Raw genomic sequence first — 17443 nt, 5'->3', positions numbered from 1 at the left:
CATGCAACCTACATTGGAAAGGACGTACTCGCCATAAATCTGGCGACATAAAGAGTATATGAGGGGCGGTTCACGAATCGCCCTCTCCGCCGAAGGCGGAGAACTCAATCATTACCTGCGTTTTCGCGCTTCGCGCGAACGGATGCACTGGAGTGCATCCCTACGCTGCTTGTCCCGATTGCATGACCTCGCCTTCAAGTCAGTCAGCCCGCGTCGTAAGGTGAGGGACTTGAGAAAACTTGTGGCGTAATAGGAAGCGCGATAGCGCGTCACACTTATAGGCGATCGCCTGCTCCGCCAGAGGTTGAAACACATTCGGCAAGAGGCTTATCTTTCGCCTTCTTCCCCTCTGTTGCTTTGGTGGAACCAGCTTTGTTGGCTCGGGTGGGGTGGGGGCGGTGCGGTACCATGAGGTTTATGGAAACCATCAAACAACATGACACGGGCGCTGCCGTTGAGGACGTGCAGCAGCGCCTTGCCACCATCGGGCTGCTTGACCAGGCCGATGTCGATGGCACGTTTGGCGAAAAAACGGCGGCGGCGGTGCGCGCGTTCTGCCTGCAGTCGGGGTTGCCGGTGGGCGACGACGTGACCGACAAAGTGTGGTCGGCCCTGGTAGACGCCTCATATTTTCTCGGCGACCGCACGTTGTATCTGCGCATGCCGCACTTCCACGGCCACGACGTGGTGGAGTTGCAGCAGGCGCTGGGCGCGCTCGGTTTCGCGTGCGGGGCCATCGACGGCATCTTCGGAGCCTATACCGAACTGGCGCTGCGCAAGTTCCAGCTGAACCTGGGCTTGCCTTCCGACGGCATTGCGGGCGCGTACACGTATGCGGCCATCCGCAACCTGCATCATTCCTGGGAGGGCAAGGAAGCCGTGCACGAGCCGGTGCACTTGGGCTTCGCACGCGCCGCTGACGTGCTAGAACGCAACGCACTTTGCCTGTTTGGCACGCATGAGTTCACGCGTAGCGTTGCTTCGCGCATGTCGAATCTGGCGCTGGCCACAAGCCCTGCCTCCAAAATCATGAGTGCCGACTCACTGTTGGTGGCACCCGATCAGAATATGCTGCTGGTGCACATTGTGTTGCCTGAGGAAACCACGGCCGAAGCGGTGCCGCGCGTGAGTTTCGACGACGACGCAACGCTGCCGTTGCGCCTTGAAACCGCCATTGGCGTGGCGGATGCGGCGTCCCCTTCACGCGTGGCGGTTGAGCTGCCGGGAACCATGTGGGAAGACGCCGGAGTCGGTCGCTCGGCCCAACACTTCGCCATCACCCTGCTTGACGCACTGTGCTCGGCGTTGTCATAACACCGTGCTGCTGTCGCATCGCTTCCTTGGCGTACACCGCGTGATGTAGTCACGTGTCAATTCGATGACAGTTTCGCCTCTTGAACGGTGGGTTTGCTAGGGGCTTTTATACTTCTGATCAGGAAACTTCACAAGGAAAGCAGGTGCACTAATGGCCGAAAATATGAACCCGAACGACCAGGGCGTTCCCACGCCTCCGCCGGCTGAGACGCCGGATTCCGCGACGCAGGTGCCGCCTACTCAGGTGCCGCCGACGCAGCCCTATCAGCAGCCTCCGATGGGGCAGATGCCGCCGCAACAGCCGTATCAGGCTCCCGCGCCGGGTTACCAGCCGCAACCGCAGCCGCCCGTGTATATGCCAGCGCCGCTTATGGAACTGACTGGCGGCATGAAGTTCGGCTGGTTTGCGGTGGGTGCGCTGTTGGGCATTCCGGGCATCGTCATTTCGTGGCTGGTGAATGTGGACAAGCTGCCGCAGGTGAAAAGCGACGCGCTCAAATGGACCATCATTGGCTTTGTTGCCTGGATTGTCATTCAGGTGCTGCTGTGGTTCCTCATTGGCGGCATGATTGCCGCAGCCATGGCAGGCGTAGCAGGCTCGTACGGCGGCGGCTACTATCACGGTTCGTGGTAGGCCATTCGCCATTTGCCTCACACACCGCTCAAATCTGGAATTCGCTTCACATTGGAAGGGCCCTTCGGGGTCCTTCTCTTTTGCGCACTAAAGTGAGTGGTACAATTGACGGCGTTTTTCACCTGCCCGCGCCGCTGCGTGGGCTCGCACGACCCAACCGCTACAAAGGAGCAACCCATGCCACGTCCCATGACTATGGCGGAGAAGATTCTCGCCGCCCATGCGGGGCTGGACGAAGTTGAGCCGGGTCAGCTGATCGAATGCGATCTTGACCTCGTGCTTTCCAACGACGTTACCGCCCCCATCGCCGTCAAAGAGTTCCGCAAGATTGGCGTTGAGAAGGTGTTCGACCCCACGAAGATTGCGCTGGTGCCCGACCACTACGTGCCGAACAAGGACATCAAGAGCGCCGAGCAGGCGAAAATTGTGCGCGACTTCGCGCGTGAGCAGGGCATTAACCACTACTATGAGGTGGGCTGCATGGGTGTTGAGCACGCGCTGCTGCCCGAGCAGGGCGTTGTGGGTGCGGGCGACCTTATTATTGGCGCCGACAGTCACACCTGCACCTATGGTGCGCTGGGCGCGTTCGCCACGGGCGTGGGTTCCACCGACGCGGGCGTGGGATATGCCACCGGCAAGGCGTGGTTCAAGGTGCCTGAGTCGCTGCTGTTCAAGATTGAGGGCGAGCTGGCGTCGGGCGTGACGGGCAAGGACGTTATCCTGCACATTATTGGCATGATTGGTGTGGACGGTGCGCTCTATCAGGCCATGGAGTTCACGGGCAGCGCCATTCGCGCCATGGACATGGACGAGCGCATGTCCATTTCGAACATGGCTATTGAAGCGGGCGGCAAGGCGGGCCTCATTGACGTGGACGACGTGACCCGCGCCTACCTGGATGGTCGCGTGGAGCGCCCCTATACCGAGTACCATTCTGACCCGGACGCTGTGTACGCGAAGGTGTACGAGATCGACGCGGCGTCCATTCAGCCGACCGTGGCGTTCCCGCACCTGCCGTCGAACACGCGCCCGGTGGCCGAGGCGCGCGACGTGCGCATTGACCAGGCAGTTATTGGTTCGTGCACGAACGGCCGCATCGCCGATATGCGCCAGGCGGCCGACGTGCTGCGCGGGCGGAAGGTGCACCCGGATGTGCGCTGCATCGTGATTCCCGCGACGCAAGCGGTGTATCGCCAGTGCATTGAGGAAGGCCTGATGGATGTGTTCCTGGACGCAAACTGTGCCGTGTCTACGCCCACGTGCGGCCCGTGCCTGGGCGGCTACATGGGCATTCTGGCCGCAGGCGAGCGCGCCATTGCCACCACGAACCGCAACTTCGTCGGCCGCATGGGTGACCCGACGAGTGAGGTGTACCTGTCCTCGCCGGCTGTCGCCGCAGCGAGCGCGGTGCTGGGGCATATTGGCTTGCCGGAAGACTTGGACTAGGGCTTTCCGTGGCGGCGCATTTGGAGTTCAGAATCCGGAGGACTTCGCACGCGGCACAAAGGCCGCTTAGCTCAGCCCTCCGGAACCTTCACCCCAACTGCTCTCGCCACGAAAACCCCTTTTGGGAAAGGATGTTATATGCAGTTTAAGGGAACCGCGCATCGTTATGGGCGCGACATTGATACCGACGTTATTATCCCGGCTCGCTACCTGACCACGTCTGATCCGGCTGAGCTGGCCAAGCATTGCCTGGAGGACCTGGATACGGAATTCGTGCAGAAGGTGCGTCCGGGCGACATCATTGTGGCTGATGAGAACTTCGGCTGCGGTTCGTCGCGCGAGCACGCGCCCATCGCCATCAAGGCGGCGGGTGTGGACGTGGTTATCGCCAAGAGTTTCGCGCGTATTTTCTACCGCAATTCCATCAACACGGGCCTTGCCATTATGGAGTGCCCGGAGGCCGTGGATGCCATTTCGGCCGGCGACGTGGTGAGCGTGGACGCCGACGCGGGTGTGATTGTGGACGAAACGACGGGCCAGACGTTCCAGGCCCAGCCGTTTCCGCCGTTCATTCGCGAGATTATTGAAGCGGGCGGGTTGATTAACCGCACCAAGGCCAAGCTGGGCAAGGAGTAACCATGACCCAAACGTATAACATTTGCTTGTTGCCGGGTGACGGCATTGGGCCGGAGATTATTGCTGAGGGCGTTAAGGTACTTAACGCGTTGGGGGCGAAGTACGATACGACGTTTGAGTATACGGAAGCGCTCATTGGCGGGTGCGCCATTGATGCGGCCGGCACGGCGCTGCCGGACGAGACGCTGCGCGCGGCTGAGGCGTCCGACGCTGTGTTGCTGGCGGCGGTTGGCGGCCCGAAATGGGATACCACCGACCCGGCGAAACCGCGCCCTGAGCAGGGGTTGCTTGGCATTCGCAAGGCGCTGGGGTTGTACACGAACCTGCGTCCCGTGCAGATTTTCAATGCGCTGGCCGGTGCTTCCACGCTGAAGCCGGAGATAGTGGACGGCGTTGACATGATGATTGTGCGCGAGCTGACGGGTGGCTTGTACTTTGGCCGTCGCGAGCGCTTCTACGACGAGGCGGGGTGCGGCACGGATGGCGCCGCAGGTCAGCGCGCTTACGACACGCTGGAGTATCGCGAGTACGAGGTGGAGCGCATTGCGCGCCAGGCGTTTGAGGCTGCGCGCAAGCGTCGCAACAAGGTGACGAGCGTCGACAAGGCGAACGTGCTGGAGACCAGCCGCATGTGGCGCGAGATTGTGCACCGCATCCACGACGAGGAATACGCAGACGTGGAACTTGAGGATTTGCTGGTGGACAACACGGCCATGCAGCTTATCAACCGCCCGGCCGATTTCGACGTGGTGGTGACCGAGAACATGTTCGGCGACATTCTGTCTGACGAGGCGGCCCAGATCACGGGCTCGTTGGGGATGCTTGCCAGCGCAAGCCTCGGCGATGGCGTGGCGCTGTACGAGCCCAGCCACGGCAGCGCGCCGGACATTGCGGGGCAGGGCATCGCGAACCCGCTCGCGCAGATTCTGTCGGTGGAGATGATGCTGCGCTACAGCTTCGACATGCAGGAGGCCGCTGACGACATTCGTCGCGCGGTAACCGCTGTGCTCGACGAGGGATGGCGCACGGGCGACATCAAGGATGCCGAAACCCCCGCTGACAAGCTAGTGGGCACCGCCGCCATGGGCGACCTGGTGGTGTCACACCTGTAGGCGATGCGGCGAGTAAGTAAGTCAGCCCGCGTCATAAGGTACGGGACGCGGGCTGACTTATGGCGTACTAGTTAGCGCGTTAACGCGTCACACTTTTATTTTCGTGCTAGGCGGCGGTGATGGGGCTTTCGGTCTTAATGGGGTCGCCCTTCTTTACGCCGTCGGGCAGGCCGGCTTTAGGCATGTGCAGCGTGCCGGCCTTCTCGCGGCGGTATAAATCCCACAGCATGAAGGCTGCCACCAGGATAAACGCGCTGCCGCCGACAATGCCCACGGGCAAGGGTCCCACGAAGGGGTTGCCGCCCGTCGCCGAGAAGATGAGCGCCGCGCTGGCGAATCCGTTGATGGCCCCGTGTCCGATGGCGGCCGCTAGACAGCTGCCCGTACGCTCGGTGACATAGGTGAGAAAAATGCCCAGCACGATGCAGAACACGCACATGGCGGCGATGCCCGCGAACGGCCAGCCGGGATAGTTCGTGCCGTAGTTGTGGCCGATGGCGGTGAGCGGCGCGTGCCAAAGCCCCCAGATTATGCCTGTGATCAGCAGCGTTGGGACAATGCGGAAGCGCGTGGCCATCTTCGGCACCAAATAGCCGCGCCAGCCCCATTCCTCGCCAAACGTCGTGAAAATGTTGAGGGCAGGAGCCGCCACCACGGCGAAGGGCAACTGCATGAGCAGCATTGAGCGCAGGGCATCGTCTGACATCTCGGGGCTGCCCGCCGCGGCCAGCTGCTGCTGTGCGGTGCCAATCATGAATGACGCACTCGGGTCGAAGTCCTGCGGGAAGATGAGGAAGTACACGGCTGCGCCCGCGACGGCCAGCACTGCCGGCCCGAACCACGCGACGAGAAACCACGGCGCTGCCTTCTTGAACCCGCGCGGCTTGATGACGCTGTTCTTGAAGCCTTCGCGCGTGATAAGCCGCGTGATGAGTACGCCGAGCGCGGGGAAGAACATAGCTGCGCCGGTAGCCAGCTGCGCGGCCATCGGCGGCACGCCCACCAGCGCCCCCGACGCAACGGGATACACCACCCCAAACTCATACGCCCAGGTCAATACAAACGTAACGAGTAAGAATATCCCGATTCGCTTCATGATGTTCCCCTCCTTGTGAGTTGTCATCCTTTGACTCCGCGCCTCACGGCACTTCGCTTAGGGTGAAAACACTTGCTTTCTTGTTCCATCTGTTATAGCATAAATATAACAAACAACGGCGAAAGGATCAAGTATGGATGCGACAGCCCCGGTGCTTGCGGTGCGGGACGTGGTGAAGACGTTTGGTGCCAAGCGGGCGGTGGATGGTGTGACGCTTGACGTGATGCCGGGCGACATGTTTGGCTTTGTGGGTCACAATGGGGCGGGCAAGACCACGCTCATCCGTGCCATTGTGGGCGTGACCGGGTTCGATGAGGGTGACATTCGCATCGCCGGTCGCTCGGTGCGCACGGACGCGCTCGCGTGCAAGCGCGCGACGGCGTATGTGCCCGACAACCCGGACATCTACGAATTCCTTACGGGCATCCAGTACCTGAACTATATCGCGGACATTTTCGAAGTGCCCGCTGACCTGCGTCGCGAGCGCATTGAAGCCTGCGCCGACCGCCTGGGCCTCACCTCCGCACTGGGTGACCTCGTGTCGTCGTACTCGCACGGCATGCGTCAGAAGCTCGTGCTTATTGGCGCGCTCGTGCACGAGCCCACGCTGCTCGTGCTGGACGAGCCGTTCGTCGGTCTTGACCCTGAGGCATCGTTTCATGTGAAAGAAATGCTGCGTGAGCTGGCCGACCGCGGCTCGGCTGTGTTTTTCTCCAGCCACGTGCTGGAGGTGGTTGAGAAGCTGTGCGACAAGGTGGCCATTATCAAGCAGGGGCGGCTGCGCGCGTGCGGACCGACGGCCGAGGTGGTGGGCAATGAGAGCCTGGAGGACGTGTTTTTGGACATGATCGACCGCGACCGCCGCGACCAGGCGTAAGGGGGCGGCGTCATGCGCGCGTTCATTCTGCTGCTGAAGGTGCAGCTGCTGGGCCTGTTCGGTGTCAACAAGGCGCTCCATGCGAACCCGGGGCGCGCGAAGCGTACGCTGGGGCTGGTGGCGCTGGCGGTCGTGGGCATTGTTGCGCTGGTGGCGGCGTACGTGGGGAGCGTGGCAACGTCGCTCGTGCAGTTCGGGCTGGGGGATTCCATTCCGCTTATCGCGGTGCTTGCAGGGTCGCTGGCGGGTGCGGTGGCGGCGTTTCTCAAGGCGAACGGCGTGCTGTTCGGCTTTAGGGATTACGACCTCGTGATGTCGCTGCCGGTGCCCACGGCGGTTGTAGTGTTGTCCCGCATTGCGTCGCTGTACGCCATGGGCGCGGCGTTTGGCCTGCTGGTGATGGTACCGGCGTTCGTGGTGTACGCGGGCAGTGTGGGTGTGCCAGCGGTCGGCGTGCTGTGCATGGCACTGTCGGTGGTGCTGGCTCCGCTCGCGCCGCTTGCGGGGGCCGTGGTGCTGGCGGCGCTTGTCGCGGTGGTGTCGTCGCGCTTTCGCCATGCGAATGTGGTGATGGCCCTGCTGTCGATGGTGCTGCTCGTGGGATTCCTCGGGCTGTACTTTGCGGTAATCGGTGGTAGCGGCGGTGACCTGGCGACGCTTGCCGCGATGGGCGCAGACAAGGTGGAGCTGCTGGGGGTCGTGTACCCGCCCGCCGTGTGGGCGGCTAACGCCATCGCGCAGGGCGATGTGCTGGCGTTTGCGCTGTTCGCAGGCGTGAATGTGGCGGCGGCACTCGTGCTGGTGGCGGTGCTCGCGCAGCTGTTTGTGCCGGTGAATGCGCTGTTTATGGCGTCGCACGCGGGCGGGACGTTCTCGTTTGAGGATGGTCGCGGGCGGCGCGGGCGGGCGGCTGCCGCGGGTGCGCGCTCGCCCTTCCGTGCGCTGCTGGCGAAGGAGGCGCGCCTGCTTATGGCGACACCCATCTATTTCCTCAATGGCTGCATGGGCTACGTGCTTGTGGTGGTAGGCACGGCGGCGCTGTTGGTGGCTTCGCTTACGGGCGTGCTGCCGCTTAACGAACTGCCGGCTGAGCTGGTCCCGTTCATTGGGCAAGCGGTGCCGTGGGCGCTCGCCTTTTTTGTGGGCATCATGTCCACGACGGTGGCGGCCGTGTCGCTTGAGGGGTCGGCGCGCTGGCTCATGCTGACGGCACCGGTGCCTGCGCGCACTATCCTTGCGGCGAAGGCGGCGCTTAACCTGGCGTTTGCCGTGCCTGCCATCGTGGTGAGCGGCGTGCTGGTGGCAATCGCGTTTCCGCTTGACGCGCTTTCGCTGGTGGGGGTGTTCGTGGTGCCGTTGGCGTTGGCGCTGTTTTCCACGTTTATGGGGCTTGCGCTGGACGCGCAGCGGCCGCGCTACGACTGGACGTCGCCATACGAGCCGGTCAAACGTGGGATGCCCGTGTTCGTGATCGCGTTCGGCGGCGTAGTGCTGGTGGGTCTGGGTTTCGCCGTAGCCGCGATCGGCGGCACGCTGGCCTCGCTTGTGCTGGCGGTTGTGGTTGCGGGGGTATTCCTCGCGGCGTACCGCCAGACGGTGCAGCGGGGGTTGACGAACTAAAGGCACGCGGCGGGTGGCCGCACGCGTAGACAGAAAAGGAAGGGCTATCATGGGATACGCGCAGAATACGGGCAGTATGAGGGATCGCGGCGGCGGCAGGGTTCTTGAGGGTCGTGCGGGCCTGGCGGTGGCCGCGGTGTTGGCGGTGGTGGTTATCGCGCTGGTGTTTGCGGAGTGGTTGCTGTTGCCTGATCAGGTGATTGTGCAGTTCGGCATCTCAGGCGAGCACTACGGCCCGAAGCCGGTGATTGTACTGGTTACGGCGACGCTTGGGCTGGGCGGTGCGGCGTGGCTTGCGGCAACGCGTGCGAAGACGGGCTTGCTGCTTTCGGTCATTGGCCTTGCCGTGGCGGTGGTCACGCTGGTTATCAACCTCATGCTGTTTTAAGAGTTCGATCCGCGTTCGCAAAGGAGGTACGCTTATGATTGTTCGCATTGATCAGAAGGCTGATGAGCCGCTTTACCTGCAAATACGCAACCAGATTATCGCCGCCATTGCGCGTGGTGAGTTGGAGCCGGGCGCGGCGCTACCGTCGGTACGTGCGCTGGCGAGCGACCTCGGCATCAACCTGCACACGGTGAACAAGGCGTACGCGGTGCTGCGCGACGAGGGCTACGTGCTCATGCGCGGCCGCAGCGGTGCCTACATTGCCGACCCCTGCGAGGACGACCGCGCCGACCGTGCGCGCATTGAGCTGGCGAAAATGGAGGACGAACTGTTCGAGCTGGCGCTGGCGCACCGTGCACGCGGCGGTAGTTGGGGTGAGTTCTTGGAGTGCGCTCAAGCCCAGGTGGCGCGCGCGTACGGCGCCGGCGAACGCCCGGAGGAGCGAGCCGCGCGCGAGGCTCGCAGCGCCGAGCAGGCGAAGGCGGGCGAGCCCGGGAACATCGAGCGCGCCGCTTCCAGCGCGCCTGCATTCAGGGGAGGTGTATCGTAAGTGGTGGATGAGGCGTTCGACCCCACCGTGATGGTGGTGCTTATGATGCTGCTTTTGCCCGTGACCGGCGCATTCATGGCGGTGACGCCGTACCTCATGCGTCGCGGCGAGGTGTTCACCGTCACCGTGCCCACCGCCGAGCAGAAGGACCCATTCGTCCGTGGTCTCAAACGCCGCTACGCCGCCATTCTCCTGGTGTGCACGGCGGTGCTCAGTGTGGCGGGCATTGCATGCGCGGTGACAGGCGCGTTCGGCGCAGCATTCGCCCTGATGGTGGTGGGTATGCTGGCGCTCACGGCCGGCGGTTACGCGCTCATGCTGTTCTATCGCGCGAAAATGAACGCGTACAAGAAGGAGCGTGGCTGGACAGCCGATGCGCAGGAGGCCGTCGCCGTGGTGGGCGAGCAGCCCGTTCCGCGCGCCATCTCGCTCAAGTGGAACCTGCTGTACCTGCCCGTGATGGCGCTTACGCTGCTCATTGGCGTGGTGGGGTACGCGCACATGCCCGATATGATTCCCCTGCACATGAATTTCGACGGCACGATTAACCGGTGGGAAGAGAAAACGCCGATGATCGTGTGGATGCCGGTGCTCATCCAGGCGTTCATAGCGGTGAGCTTCGCGTTTGCGCACTGGAGCATTGCGCGTTCGAAGAAGTGGGCCGAACCCGGCGCGCCCGCCACGTCGGCGCTAGCGTATGGCCTGTTCGCACGCGCGCAGAGCATCTTTTTGCTGGCTGGTGGCCTGGTGATAGACACTGCGATGATTGCTATGCCGCTGTCGTTTATGGATGTGATTACGCTTGGACAGGCCGGTGTGTTTGTGGCGGTTGCGGCCGTCATACTGTGCGTGGGTGGCATGGGCGTGAGCGCGGTGTACGGTCAGGCGGGTTCGCGCGTGTTCAAACGCATGCAAACGTCCGACCGACTGCTGGTGGATGACGACCGCTACTGGAAGTTCGGCGTGTTCTACTACAACCCCGACGACGCAAGCCTTTTTCTGCCTGAACGCTTCGGCGTAGGCTGGACCCTCAACTTCGCCCGCCCCGCCATCTGGGCCATCGTAGCCGGAGGCGCCCTGGTAACACTAGCCTTCATAGTGGCGGTGACGGTGATGTTCTAGGGCCGGCTGCTTCACCTGGTCACGAACTGTTGCCAGATAAGGAAAACTGGCAACAGTTCGTGACCAGGTGAGCAAGGTCCAGAAACGACGGTGTTCTAGCCAAATCGAAGTGGCGCATCTTCTCCCTGTTGAGCGTGTGCGCTTCGCGCGTGCCGCCTCTTGGGGATTCGTGTATAGTAGAACCAATGGCACAGGGGAGGGATGTCATTGGAAACCGCCTACTTGCACGAATATATCGTGTTCTCGCGTTCGCTCAACTTCGCTCAAGCAGCAACTGAGCTGTTCGTGTCGCAGCCGACGCTGCGCGCCCATATCCATGCGCTTGAAGATGAGGTGGGCGCGGCTCTTACCATCAAGCGCAACGGGGCGCTTGAGTTATCGCCGACGGGCAAGCTGTTCCTGAAGAAGGCGCGTGCCATCGTGAAGTTGACGGAGGAAAGCGTTGAGGAATGCCGTGCGTTTTCGGCCGCATCGTCGTCGTTGGTGGTGGGGACGCTCGATTATCCGCCGTTTGAGGAAGTACTGGTGCGCGCTCTTGCAGCGTTTCGCCAAGATTGTCCTGATCAGCACATTGAGATACTGTTCGCCTCCGGAACCTATGCCAACGTGGAGTCGGTGGTGGACGGCAAGGTAGATCTTTCCATCTTCGCGCACGTGCAGCGACCGGAGGACAATGGCATTCCGCAGCCCGTGTCTATGCCCGACGGCGTGGCACGTTTCTACTTTGAGACGGGCGAATGCCGTTTCTGGATGAATCGCTCGTGTCCGCTGTTTGAGCAAGAACGTATTACCGCGCGTGACCTGGATGGCTATACGCTGCTGCTTGGCAACTCTCAGAACATGGTGGCGGCGGGTGAGGCGGTGTCGTCGTGGTTTTCGCGTGCTGGTGCCCACGTCGAGCCCGATAATCAACCATGCACGAATTACCTGGACTTGTATCTGTCGGGTCTGGGCGAGACGTTTGGCATTGCGCTGGCCGGGTCGCACTCGGGGTTGCGTACAAGTCCCGACATCAGGATTTTTGCCGTTGAGGACTTCACCATTCCGTGCGATTTGCACGTGTTGAGTAACGAGGCGCGGCTCGACCCCTGCGGGAAGGCCTTTCTTGAGCAGCTGCGCGCGATTGCTGCGCCGGACCATTCATCTGACGGTGGCGAATAACGCGCCGCGCCCCCGGCATCGTGTGTGACACCGGGGGCGCAGGGCGAGGGAGGGAGTGCGCGCGACCGTGTGTCGCAGGTGTGTCTACTTCGCGTCGATGATACTGCCGGCAGCCATGTAGCCGCCCACGAACGACAGCCCGATGTCGCCGTAAATGCCGTTGAACGGCTTGCCCGCGATGTTGTTCTCGCCGTTCGAGCCGCCTGCGGTATGCCATCCGGCGTACAGGCCGTCAATGACAGCGCCATCCGTGTCGATGACCTGCATCTTCGAATTGATGCGCAGCCCGCACTTCGTGGCGAACAGGTTGCCGCCAATCTTTGCGCCGTAGTAGGGCGGCTCTTCGATGGGGATGAGCCACGAGGGGTCGTACTTGTAAGTGGGGACGGTGTCTTCGCCGGCCGCACATGCCGCGTTCCAGTCCTTCACCGCTTGCACGAGCACGCCTTCGCGCAGGCCAAGCGCTTCTTCCAGTTCCTCAATGGTGTTGCATTCCTTTACGGCGCCCGCATCTACCATGAGTTGGAAGGCGTTGCGCCAGTCGCGCTGCCACTCGGGCACACGGTCGATGAGCGGATCGTCTTCCGGGATGACTTTGCCCACGCGACACACCGACTGGCCGAAATAGTTTTCGCCCACAAGTTTCTCGAATTTGGAGTCGAAGCACACATAGGTGCGCCCGCCCGGCTGGCTCATTTCCACTGCCCCTTGGTCCGTGAGGGCTGTGACCATGCTGTTCGGGTCGGTGTTGAGGAAGGGGTAGGACGATCCGGCCGTACTCAGGTAGGGAACGCGCTGTCCCATGCGGTTGATGAGCAGCCACGGCTGGCGCACCGCTTGGTTGCCGTCCTTGTTGACGTGCGCGTTCATGCTGGTGGCGAACTCGTCGTACGGCTCCCACTCCACGCTGCCGTCGAAGCAGGCCACCGAGTTGTAGCCGGACAGGTCGGCGCCCACGCCAAGACCCATGCGGATGCAGGCACCGTCGTTGTAGGGTGGCGTGGCTACGTTGACGATGCCGCGCAGGCACGTGGGCGTGTACTTGCTGAGCATGGCGCGGTTCATTTCGAAGCCGCCGGCGGTGAGCAGCACGCCTTTGGTGCCGTGGTAGAACTTTTCGCCGTCGGCCGTTTTGGCTTTGATACCCACGACGGTGCCGTTGTCGACGACGAGCGCGAGCGCCTCGGTGCTGGTGTGGATATCCACACCATGATTCTTCGCCGTTTCGGTCATCATTTCGAAGGGGAAGTGCATGATCTCGATGGAGTTCTTCGCAGTGATCTGGCCGTTCCAGTAGAGGCTCTTCATGCCGGCGGGGCCCTTACCTGCGGGTGCCCACGGCACCTCAAGGGCGTCGGCCATCCAGTCGATGCACTGCGGACCTTCGACGGCCATCGCGTACAGGAGTTCCGGATCCACCGTCATCTGCTGGAGGTCGTTCACGTAGGCGACCACTTTGTTGGGATCGTAGGGGAAGCTGGGGTAGGCCCACTCCACCTCGTTGGCCAGGCGGTGGCCGCCGAAGTTGACGAACATGCCGCCGTAGGATGAGGTGCCGCCCGTCTTTTCGTTCTTCTCGAGCATGATAACCTTCATGCCGGCGTCCACGAGGCGCACCGACCCGGTGATGCCGCCGCCGCCCGAGCCTACGACGATGACGTCGGCTTCAAAGTCCCAGGTGGCCGGGGGCTCGACGGGCTCGATGGGAGCGGCGGCCGCCTCGAAGGCGAGTTGCGCTTTATCGACAGCGCCTTCCTTGCCTGAGGTACCGGAGCCTCCGGTGGGTGCGCACGCTGCGAGTGCTCCGCCAGCGGCGGTAGCTACCGTTGCGGTTGCGGCAGCCTTGAAGAAGCTACGCCTGCTGAGGGTGTGCTTGCCGTTTTGGTTGGATTGGGATTGCTGATTGCTGTTTGTGCTCATGATACCCCTCCTTCTTTGATGTCCCCTCCAAGGGATGCTTGTATAGTAAGGGTACGTTTACCTGGGGTAAGGGAGGGAAATCGGCGCTGTGGACGGAAGTCGTACAACGCGTGAAAGAAAATCCGCGGCGGGTGCGGTTTTTCTTTCGGCTCTTTTGTTGTGGTGGTGCGGGTTGGCTTGTGGGCGCGGCCTTCTCGTGGAGCGGGGGCGGGGGGTTGTGGCTTGCGTTATAATCGCCTGCGAACAACGGCGAATGAAGGACGGATGGGCATGGCGTTTTTGCTGGGTTGCGAGAAGGTGCGGGTGGAGTTCCCTACGAAGACGGTGTTCGAGGGGGTGTCGCTCGGCGTGGATGAGGGCGACCGCATTGGTATCGTGGGGCGCAATGGCGACGGGAAGTCGACGCTGCTTGCGCTGCTGGCGGGGGCGCTTGAGCCTGATGACGGCCGCGTGCTGCGCAATGGCACCGTGCGCGTGGGCATGCTGGGGCAGACCGACGCGCTTGACCCTGAGGCCACGGTGGGCGAAGCCATCGTGGGTGATCTGCCCGAATACGAGTGGGCGGGTGATGCGCGCATTCGCGACATCATTGCGGGGCTTGCGCGCGACATTCCGTGGGACGCGCGTGTGGGCACGCTTTCGGGCGGGCAGCGTCGGCGTGTTGACCTGGTGCGATTGCTCATCGGCGACTGGGATGTGCTTGCGCTTGACGAGCCTACGAACCACCTGGACGTGCGTGCCATCACCTGGCTGGCGGGGCACCTGAAGAACCGCTGGCGCGCGGGACAGGGCGCGCTGCTGGTGGTCACGCACGACCGCTGGTTCCTCGACGAGGTATGTTTGCGCATGTGGGAGGTGCATGACCGCACGGTGGAGCCGTTCGAAGGCGGCTTCTCGGCCTACATCATGCAGCGCGTGGAGCGCGACCGGTTGGCAGCGCTTGCCGAGCAGAAGCGCCAGAACGAACTGCGCCGCGAGTTGGCGTGGCTCTCGCGCGGGGCGCGGGCGCGCGCGACGAAGCCGAAGTTTCACGTGGCTGCCGCCCAGGCGCTCATTGCCGACGTGCCGCCGTTGCGCGATGAGCTGGCCTTGAAGCGTATGGCCATGGCGCGGCTCGGCAAGCAGGTGGTGGACTTGGAGCACGTCACCGTGCGCTTCGACGGACGCGAGGGACCGGTGCTCGATGATGTGGACTGGATCATCGGCCCTGGTGACCGCTATGGCATTGTGGGTGAAAACGGTACGGGCAAAACCACGCTGCTGCGTGTGATTCAGGGCTTGCAAGCGCCCACGTCCGGGCGCGTGAAGATTGGCCAGACCGTGCGGTTCGCCGTGCTGTCTCAGCATCTGGACGACCTTGCGCGCTTCGGCGACGATCGCGTGCGCCAGGTTATCAGCCGTTACAGTCGCCGCACCATGCTCGACGGCAAAGAGATGACGCCCGCGCAACTGCTGGAGAAGCTGGGGTTCACGCGTGCCGACCTCAACGAGCCGGTGTGCGACCTGTCCGGCGGCCAAAAGCGCCGTCTTGCCTTGATGCTGATTCTGCTGGACGAGCCCAACGTGCTCATCCTCGACGAGCCGGGCAACGACCTGGACACCGACATGCTGGCTGTGGTGGAGAACCTGCTGGATAGCTGGCCCGGCACGCTGCTTCTGGTCACGCACGACCGCTACCTCATGGAGCGCGTGACCGACCACCAGTTCGCCCTGATGGATGGTAAGTTGCGGCATTTGCCGGGCGGGGTTGATGAGTATTTGAAGCTGGCGGATGAGCGGGAGGCGACCTGTTCCGGCATGGGGGCTGGCGATCGTCGGCAGGCACGCAGTCGCTCGGACAGTCCTGCTCGCACGAAGCGTCCACAGGACGCTTCGGCTCGTGCGGAACTCGCTTGGTGCGCACCTACCGACGCTCACCCCGAGACAGAGAGCGCTCGTCCGCAGCTTTCCGGAGGAGAGATACGGACGTTGCGCAAACTCATGCAGTCGAACGAGCGGAAGGTGGAGACGCTGAAGGGGAAGATTGACGAGGTTCGTGCGCAGATGGCCGCCGCCGACCCCACCGACTTCACCGCCCTCGGCAACTTCCAATCCCAGATCAACGACCTCCAACAACAAATAGACACCCTAGAAGAAGAATGGCTAGAAGCCGCCGAAACCCTAGGGGAGTAGAAGGTACAGGAGTCCATAATTAAGAAAAGGGCCATTTCTTAATTATGGACATTCTTTAGGTAAAGAAATGAGCGTAGCGCGTTCTTTGTGATACGAGATTTTTCATCTGATGCCGCAACTGCTTGAGTATTGCGGCATCAGATGTAGAGCGTTGTTAGTTCCGCGGTTGCTCGCCGTGGGTGGTGTCGCCTTCTTCGGGGGTGCGGGACCAGGGGTCGGACTGGGCGGTGTCGGACTGGGCGTATTTGATCCAGGCGTCCTCTTGGCGGGCTTCGGCAATCCAGTCTTCTTTTGACTTCGACAGCACGCTGCCTACGAGGCACACGACGGCGCACAGGATGCCGCCCACGGCGAATGCGATCCAACTGATGGCGAACCCGCCCTGCCCGCTGCGGATGGCGTCTTTGATTTCGAACTTGTCCATGCCAGCCCAGCCGCCCATCTGGTCGAACAGTGGCACGAAGCCCCACACCAGAAACACGATGGTGGCCAGTAGCATGATGATGCCGCACGCTACACCCATGAGTTGCTCGGCGCGCAGTTGCTCCGGAGACTTCACGACGGCGTTCGGCGGCAGGTCGGCACCGAGGTCGCTGCGGTGTGCGATGTAGGTGAGCTCGGAGAGGTCGTATTTCGATTTCTGCATGCCGGCCCAGATGAGCAGGCCCACGGCTACGGCCATGATCAGCATGAACGGTGCAATAAGGAGGTCTTCAACCACAATTCCAAACGGCATGAAAGTGTCATCTTCGGGCGTGAGCCCAACAAGCATGATGACATCAAGCAGAATGAGCCCCACGCCTGCTGCAATCTGGAGGGGGAAGCGACGGCTGGCGCGTTCGAGCGTTTCGGCATCGTAGCGCGGTTCGATGGCGGGGTTGCGGCGCTTGAACTCGCTGTGGTTCAGGCCGGCCATGACAAGGAGCACCACGCCAACCACGACGAATGACAGCAGCGCGACTGCTTGTATGTTATCGGGAAGGTGCAGCGCCTCGGCAATGCTTGTCATTCCTACGCCCGTAAGGATGCAGGCCACGCCCGCAACGATAGACGCGTCATAGCGGTTCATGTGGCGGTCGTAGCGCTCGGTGTCGCCCTCCTTCGCCACGCTCACGGCGCCGCGCAAAAGATCATCCATGCTTACGTGGAAAAGGTCGCACAGCACGAGCAACTTTTCCATTTCCGGATAGTTCGTGCCCGCTTCCCACTTGCTCACGGTCTGGCGCGACACGCCCAGCTGCTCGGCGAGGCCTTCCTGCGTGATGCCGTAGTGCTGGCGCAAGTAGACAAGATTTTCGGCGAAACTCATGGGTAGTCCCTTCTTTGTGTTCGAATGCATCATACCCGAAGCGCCGGTCGGCCGAAGCGGCGCCTTCGATGTCTTGTATAATGCCC

At 62.3% G+C, this 17443-nt stretch carries 15 protein-coding genes; 12 read left to right on the top strand and 3 right to left on the bottom strand.

The features are described from left to right. Positions 1 to 408 precede the first annotated feature (408 nt). The 5 genes from QNJ86_RS03480 to leuB all read left to right on the top strand — a co-directional run bounded on the left by QNJ86_RS03480 (position 409) and on the right by leuB (position 5142). Entirely contained in the window at positions 409 to 1314 is a 906-nt protein-coding gene (locus tag QNJ86_RS03480; RefSeq protein WP_283831198.1) for a peptidoglycan-binding domain-containing protein, read from the top strand. Positions 1315 to 1465: 151 nt separating this feature from the next. After that, positions 1466 to 1948 (top strand): spore coat protein SP96, encoded by a 483-nt coding sequence (locus QNJ86_RS03475; RefSeq protein ID WP_283831197.1) that lies wholly within the window; start codon positions 1466 to 1468, stop codon positions 1946 to 1948. A gap of 177 nt (positions 1949 to 2125) precedes the next feature. Next, positions 2126 to 3394 carry a 3-isopropylmalate dehydratase large subunit gene (leuC, locus tag QNJ86_RS03470; protein WP_283831196.1) on the top strand — a complete coding sequence of 423 codons (1269 nt, stop codon included), beginning with the start codon at positions 2126 to 2128 and terminating at the stop codon, positions 3392 to 3394. 138 nt (positions 3395 to 3532) lie between these two features. After that, on the top strand, positions 3533 to 4030 hold the full coding sequence (locus QNJ86_RS03465) for a 3-isopropylmalate dehydratase small subunit (RefSeq protein WP_283831195.1): 498 nt from the start codon (positions 3533 to 3535) through the stop codon (positions 4028 to 4030). Positions 4031 to 4032: 2 nt separating this feature from the next. Next, a complete protein-coding gene (gene leuB / locus QNJ86_RS03460; RefSeq protein WP_283831194.1) occupies positions 4033 to 5142 on the top strand; it encodes a 3-isopropylmalate dehydrogenase in 1110 nt (369 codons plus the stop codon). A 106-nt stretch (positions 5143 to 5248) separates the two neighbouring features. On the opposite strand, the gene QNJ86_RS03455 is transcribed toward leuB, so the two are convergent. Next, positions 5249 to 6238 carry a CPBP family intramembrane glutamic endopeptidase gene (locus QNJ86_RS03455; protein WP_283831193.1) on the bottom strand — a complete coding sequence of 330 codons (990 nt, stop codon included), beginning with the start codon at positions 6236 to 6238 and terminating at the stop codon, positions 5249 to 5251. A gap of 133 nt (positions 6239 to 6371) precedes the next feature. Between QNJ86_RS03455 and QNJ86_RS03450 the strand changes: the two genes are divergently transcribed. The 6 genes from QNJ86_RS03450 (at position 6372) to QNJ86_RS03425 (ending at position 11956) form a co-directional block, all read left to right on the top strand. Next, a complete protein-coding gene (locus QNJ86_RS03450) occupies positions 6372 to 7115 on the top strand; it encodes an ABC transporter ATP-binding protein (protein WP_283831192.1) in 744 nt (247 codons plus the stop codon). 12 nt (positions 7116 to 7127) lie between these two features. Beyond that, a complete protein-coding gene (locus QNJ86_RS03445; RefSeq protein WP_283831191.1) occupies positions 7128 to 8735 on the top strand; it encodes a hypothetical protein in 1608 nt (535 codons plus the stop codon). Positions 8736 to 8784: 49 nt separating this feature from the next. Further along, complete coding sequence (locus QNJ86_RS03440; protein WP_283831190.1) at positions 8785 to 9123, top strand: hypothetical protein; 339 nt, start codon at positions 8785 to 8787, stop codon at positions 9121 to 9123. Between the two features lie 34 nt (positions 9124 to 9157). Beyond that, positions 9158 to 9673, top strand: a complete 516-nt coding sequence (locus tag QNJ86_RS03435; RefSeq protein ID WP_283831189.1) for a GntR family transcriptional regulator — start codon at positions 9158 to 9160, stop codon at positions 9671 to 9673. Next, entirely contained in the window at positions 9674 to 10795 is a 1122-nt protein-coding gene (locus QNJ86_RS03430) for a DUF1648 domain-containing protein (protein ID WP_283831188.1), read from the top strand. 201 nt (positions 10796 to 10996) lie between these two features. Beyond that, the gene (locus tag QNJ86_RS03425; protein ID WP_283831187.1) at positions 10997 to 11956 is read left to right on the top strand and encodes a LysR family transcriptional regulator; all 960 of its coding nucleotides are present in this window, start codon (positions 10997 to 10999) and stop codon (positions 11954 to 11956) included. Positions 11957 to 12040: 84 nt separating this feature from the next. Here QNJ86_RS03425 and QNJ86_RS03420 read toward each other — a convergent pair whose 3' ends face one another. Continuing rightward, entirely contained in the window at positions 12041 to 13876 is a 1836-nt protein-coding gene (locus QNJ86_RS03420) for an FAD-dependent oxidoreductase (protein WP_283831186.1), read from the bottom strand. 270 nt (positions 13877 to 14146) lie between these two features. Between QNJ86_RS03420 and QNJ86_RS03415 the strand changes: the two genes are divergently transcribed. Further along, the gene (locus QNJ86_RS03415; RefSeq protein WP_283831185.1) at positions 14147 to 16048 is read left to right on the top strand and encodes an ABC-F family ATP-binding cassette domain-containing protein; all 1902 of its coding nucleotides are present in this window, start codon (positions 14147 to 14149) and stop codon (positions 16046 to 16048) included. A 154-nt stretch (positions 16049 to 16202) separates the two neighbouring features. On the opposite strand, the gene QNJ86_RS03410 is transcribed toward QNJ86_RS03415, so the two are convergent. Further along, positions 16203 to 17357 carry a helix-turn-helix domain-containing protein gene (locus QNJ86_RS03410; protein WP_283831184.1) on the bottom strand — a complete coding sequence of 385 codons (1155 nt, stop codon included), beginning with the start codon at positions 17355 to 17357 and terminating at the stop codon, positions 16203 to 16205. Positions 17358 to 17443: the final 86 nt, after the last annotated feature.

Origin of the sequence: Gordonibacter faecis (assembly GCF_030077735.1) — a bacterium.
GTDB lineage: Bacteria > Actinomycetota > Coriobacteriia > Coriobacteriales > Eggerthellaceae > Gordonibacter > Gordonibacter faecis.
Note: the sequence above shows the minus strand (reverse complement) of the source record. Positions and strands in the feature narration are given on the sequence as shown.

Coding starts and splice junctions, on each gene's coding strand:
- QNJ86_RS03480 (WP_283831198.1), top strand. CDS start 409: ATGAGGTTTATGGAAACCATCAAACAACATGACACGGGCGCTGCCGTT.
- QNJ86_RS03475 (WP_283831197.1), top strand. CDS start 1,466: ATGGCCGAAAATATGAACCCGAACGACCAGGGCGTTCCCACGCCTCCG.
- leuC (WP_283831196.1), top strand. CDS start 2,126: ATGCCACGTCCCATGACTATGGCGGAGAAGATTCTCGCCGCCCATGCG.
- QNJ86_RS03465 (WP_283831195.1), top strand. CDS start 3,533: ATGCAGTTTAAGGGAACCGCGCATCGTTATGGGCGCGACATTGATACC.
- leuB (WP_283831194.1), top strand. CDS start 4,033: ATGACCCAAACGTATAACATTTGCTTGTTGCCGGGTGACGGCATTGGG.
- QNJ86_RS03455 (WP_283831193.1), bottom strand. CDS start 6,238: ATGAAGCGAATCGGGATATTCTTACTCGTTACGTTTGTATTGACCTGG.
- QNJ86_RS03450 (WP_283831192.1), top strand. CDS start 6,372: ATGGATGCGACAGCCCCGGTGCTTGCGGTGCGGGACGTGGTGAAGACG.
- QNJ86_RS03445 (WP_283831191.1), top strand. CDS start 7,128: ATGCGCGCGTTCATTCTGCTGCTGAAGGTGCAGCTGCTGGGCCTGTTC.
- QNJ86_RS03440 (WP_283831190.1), top strand. CDS start 8,785: ATGGGATACGCGCAGAATACGGGCAGTATGAGGGATCGCGGCGGCGGC.
- QNJ86_RS03435 (WP_283831189.1), top strand. CDS start 9,158: ATGATTGTTCGCATTGATCAGAAGGCTGATGAGCCGCTTTACCTGCAA.
- QNJ86_RS03425 (WP_283831187.1), top strand. CDS start 10,997: ATGTCATTGGAAACCGCCTACTTGCACGAATATATCGTGTTCTCGCGT.
- QNJ86_RS03420 (WP_283831186.1), bottom strand. CDS start 13,876: ATGAGCACAAACAGCAATCAGCAATCCCAATCCAACCAAAACGGCAAG.
- QNJ86_RS03415 (WP_283831185.1), top strand. CDS start 14,147: ATGGCGTTTTTGCTGGGTTGCGAGAAGGTGCGGGTGGAGTTCCCTACG.
- QNJ86_RS03410 (WP_283831184.1), bottom strand. CDS start 17,357: ATGAGTTTCGCCGAAAATCTTGTCTACTTGCGCCAGCACTACGGCATC.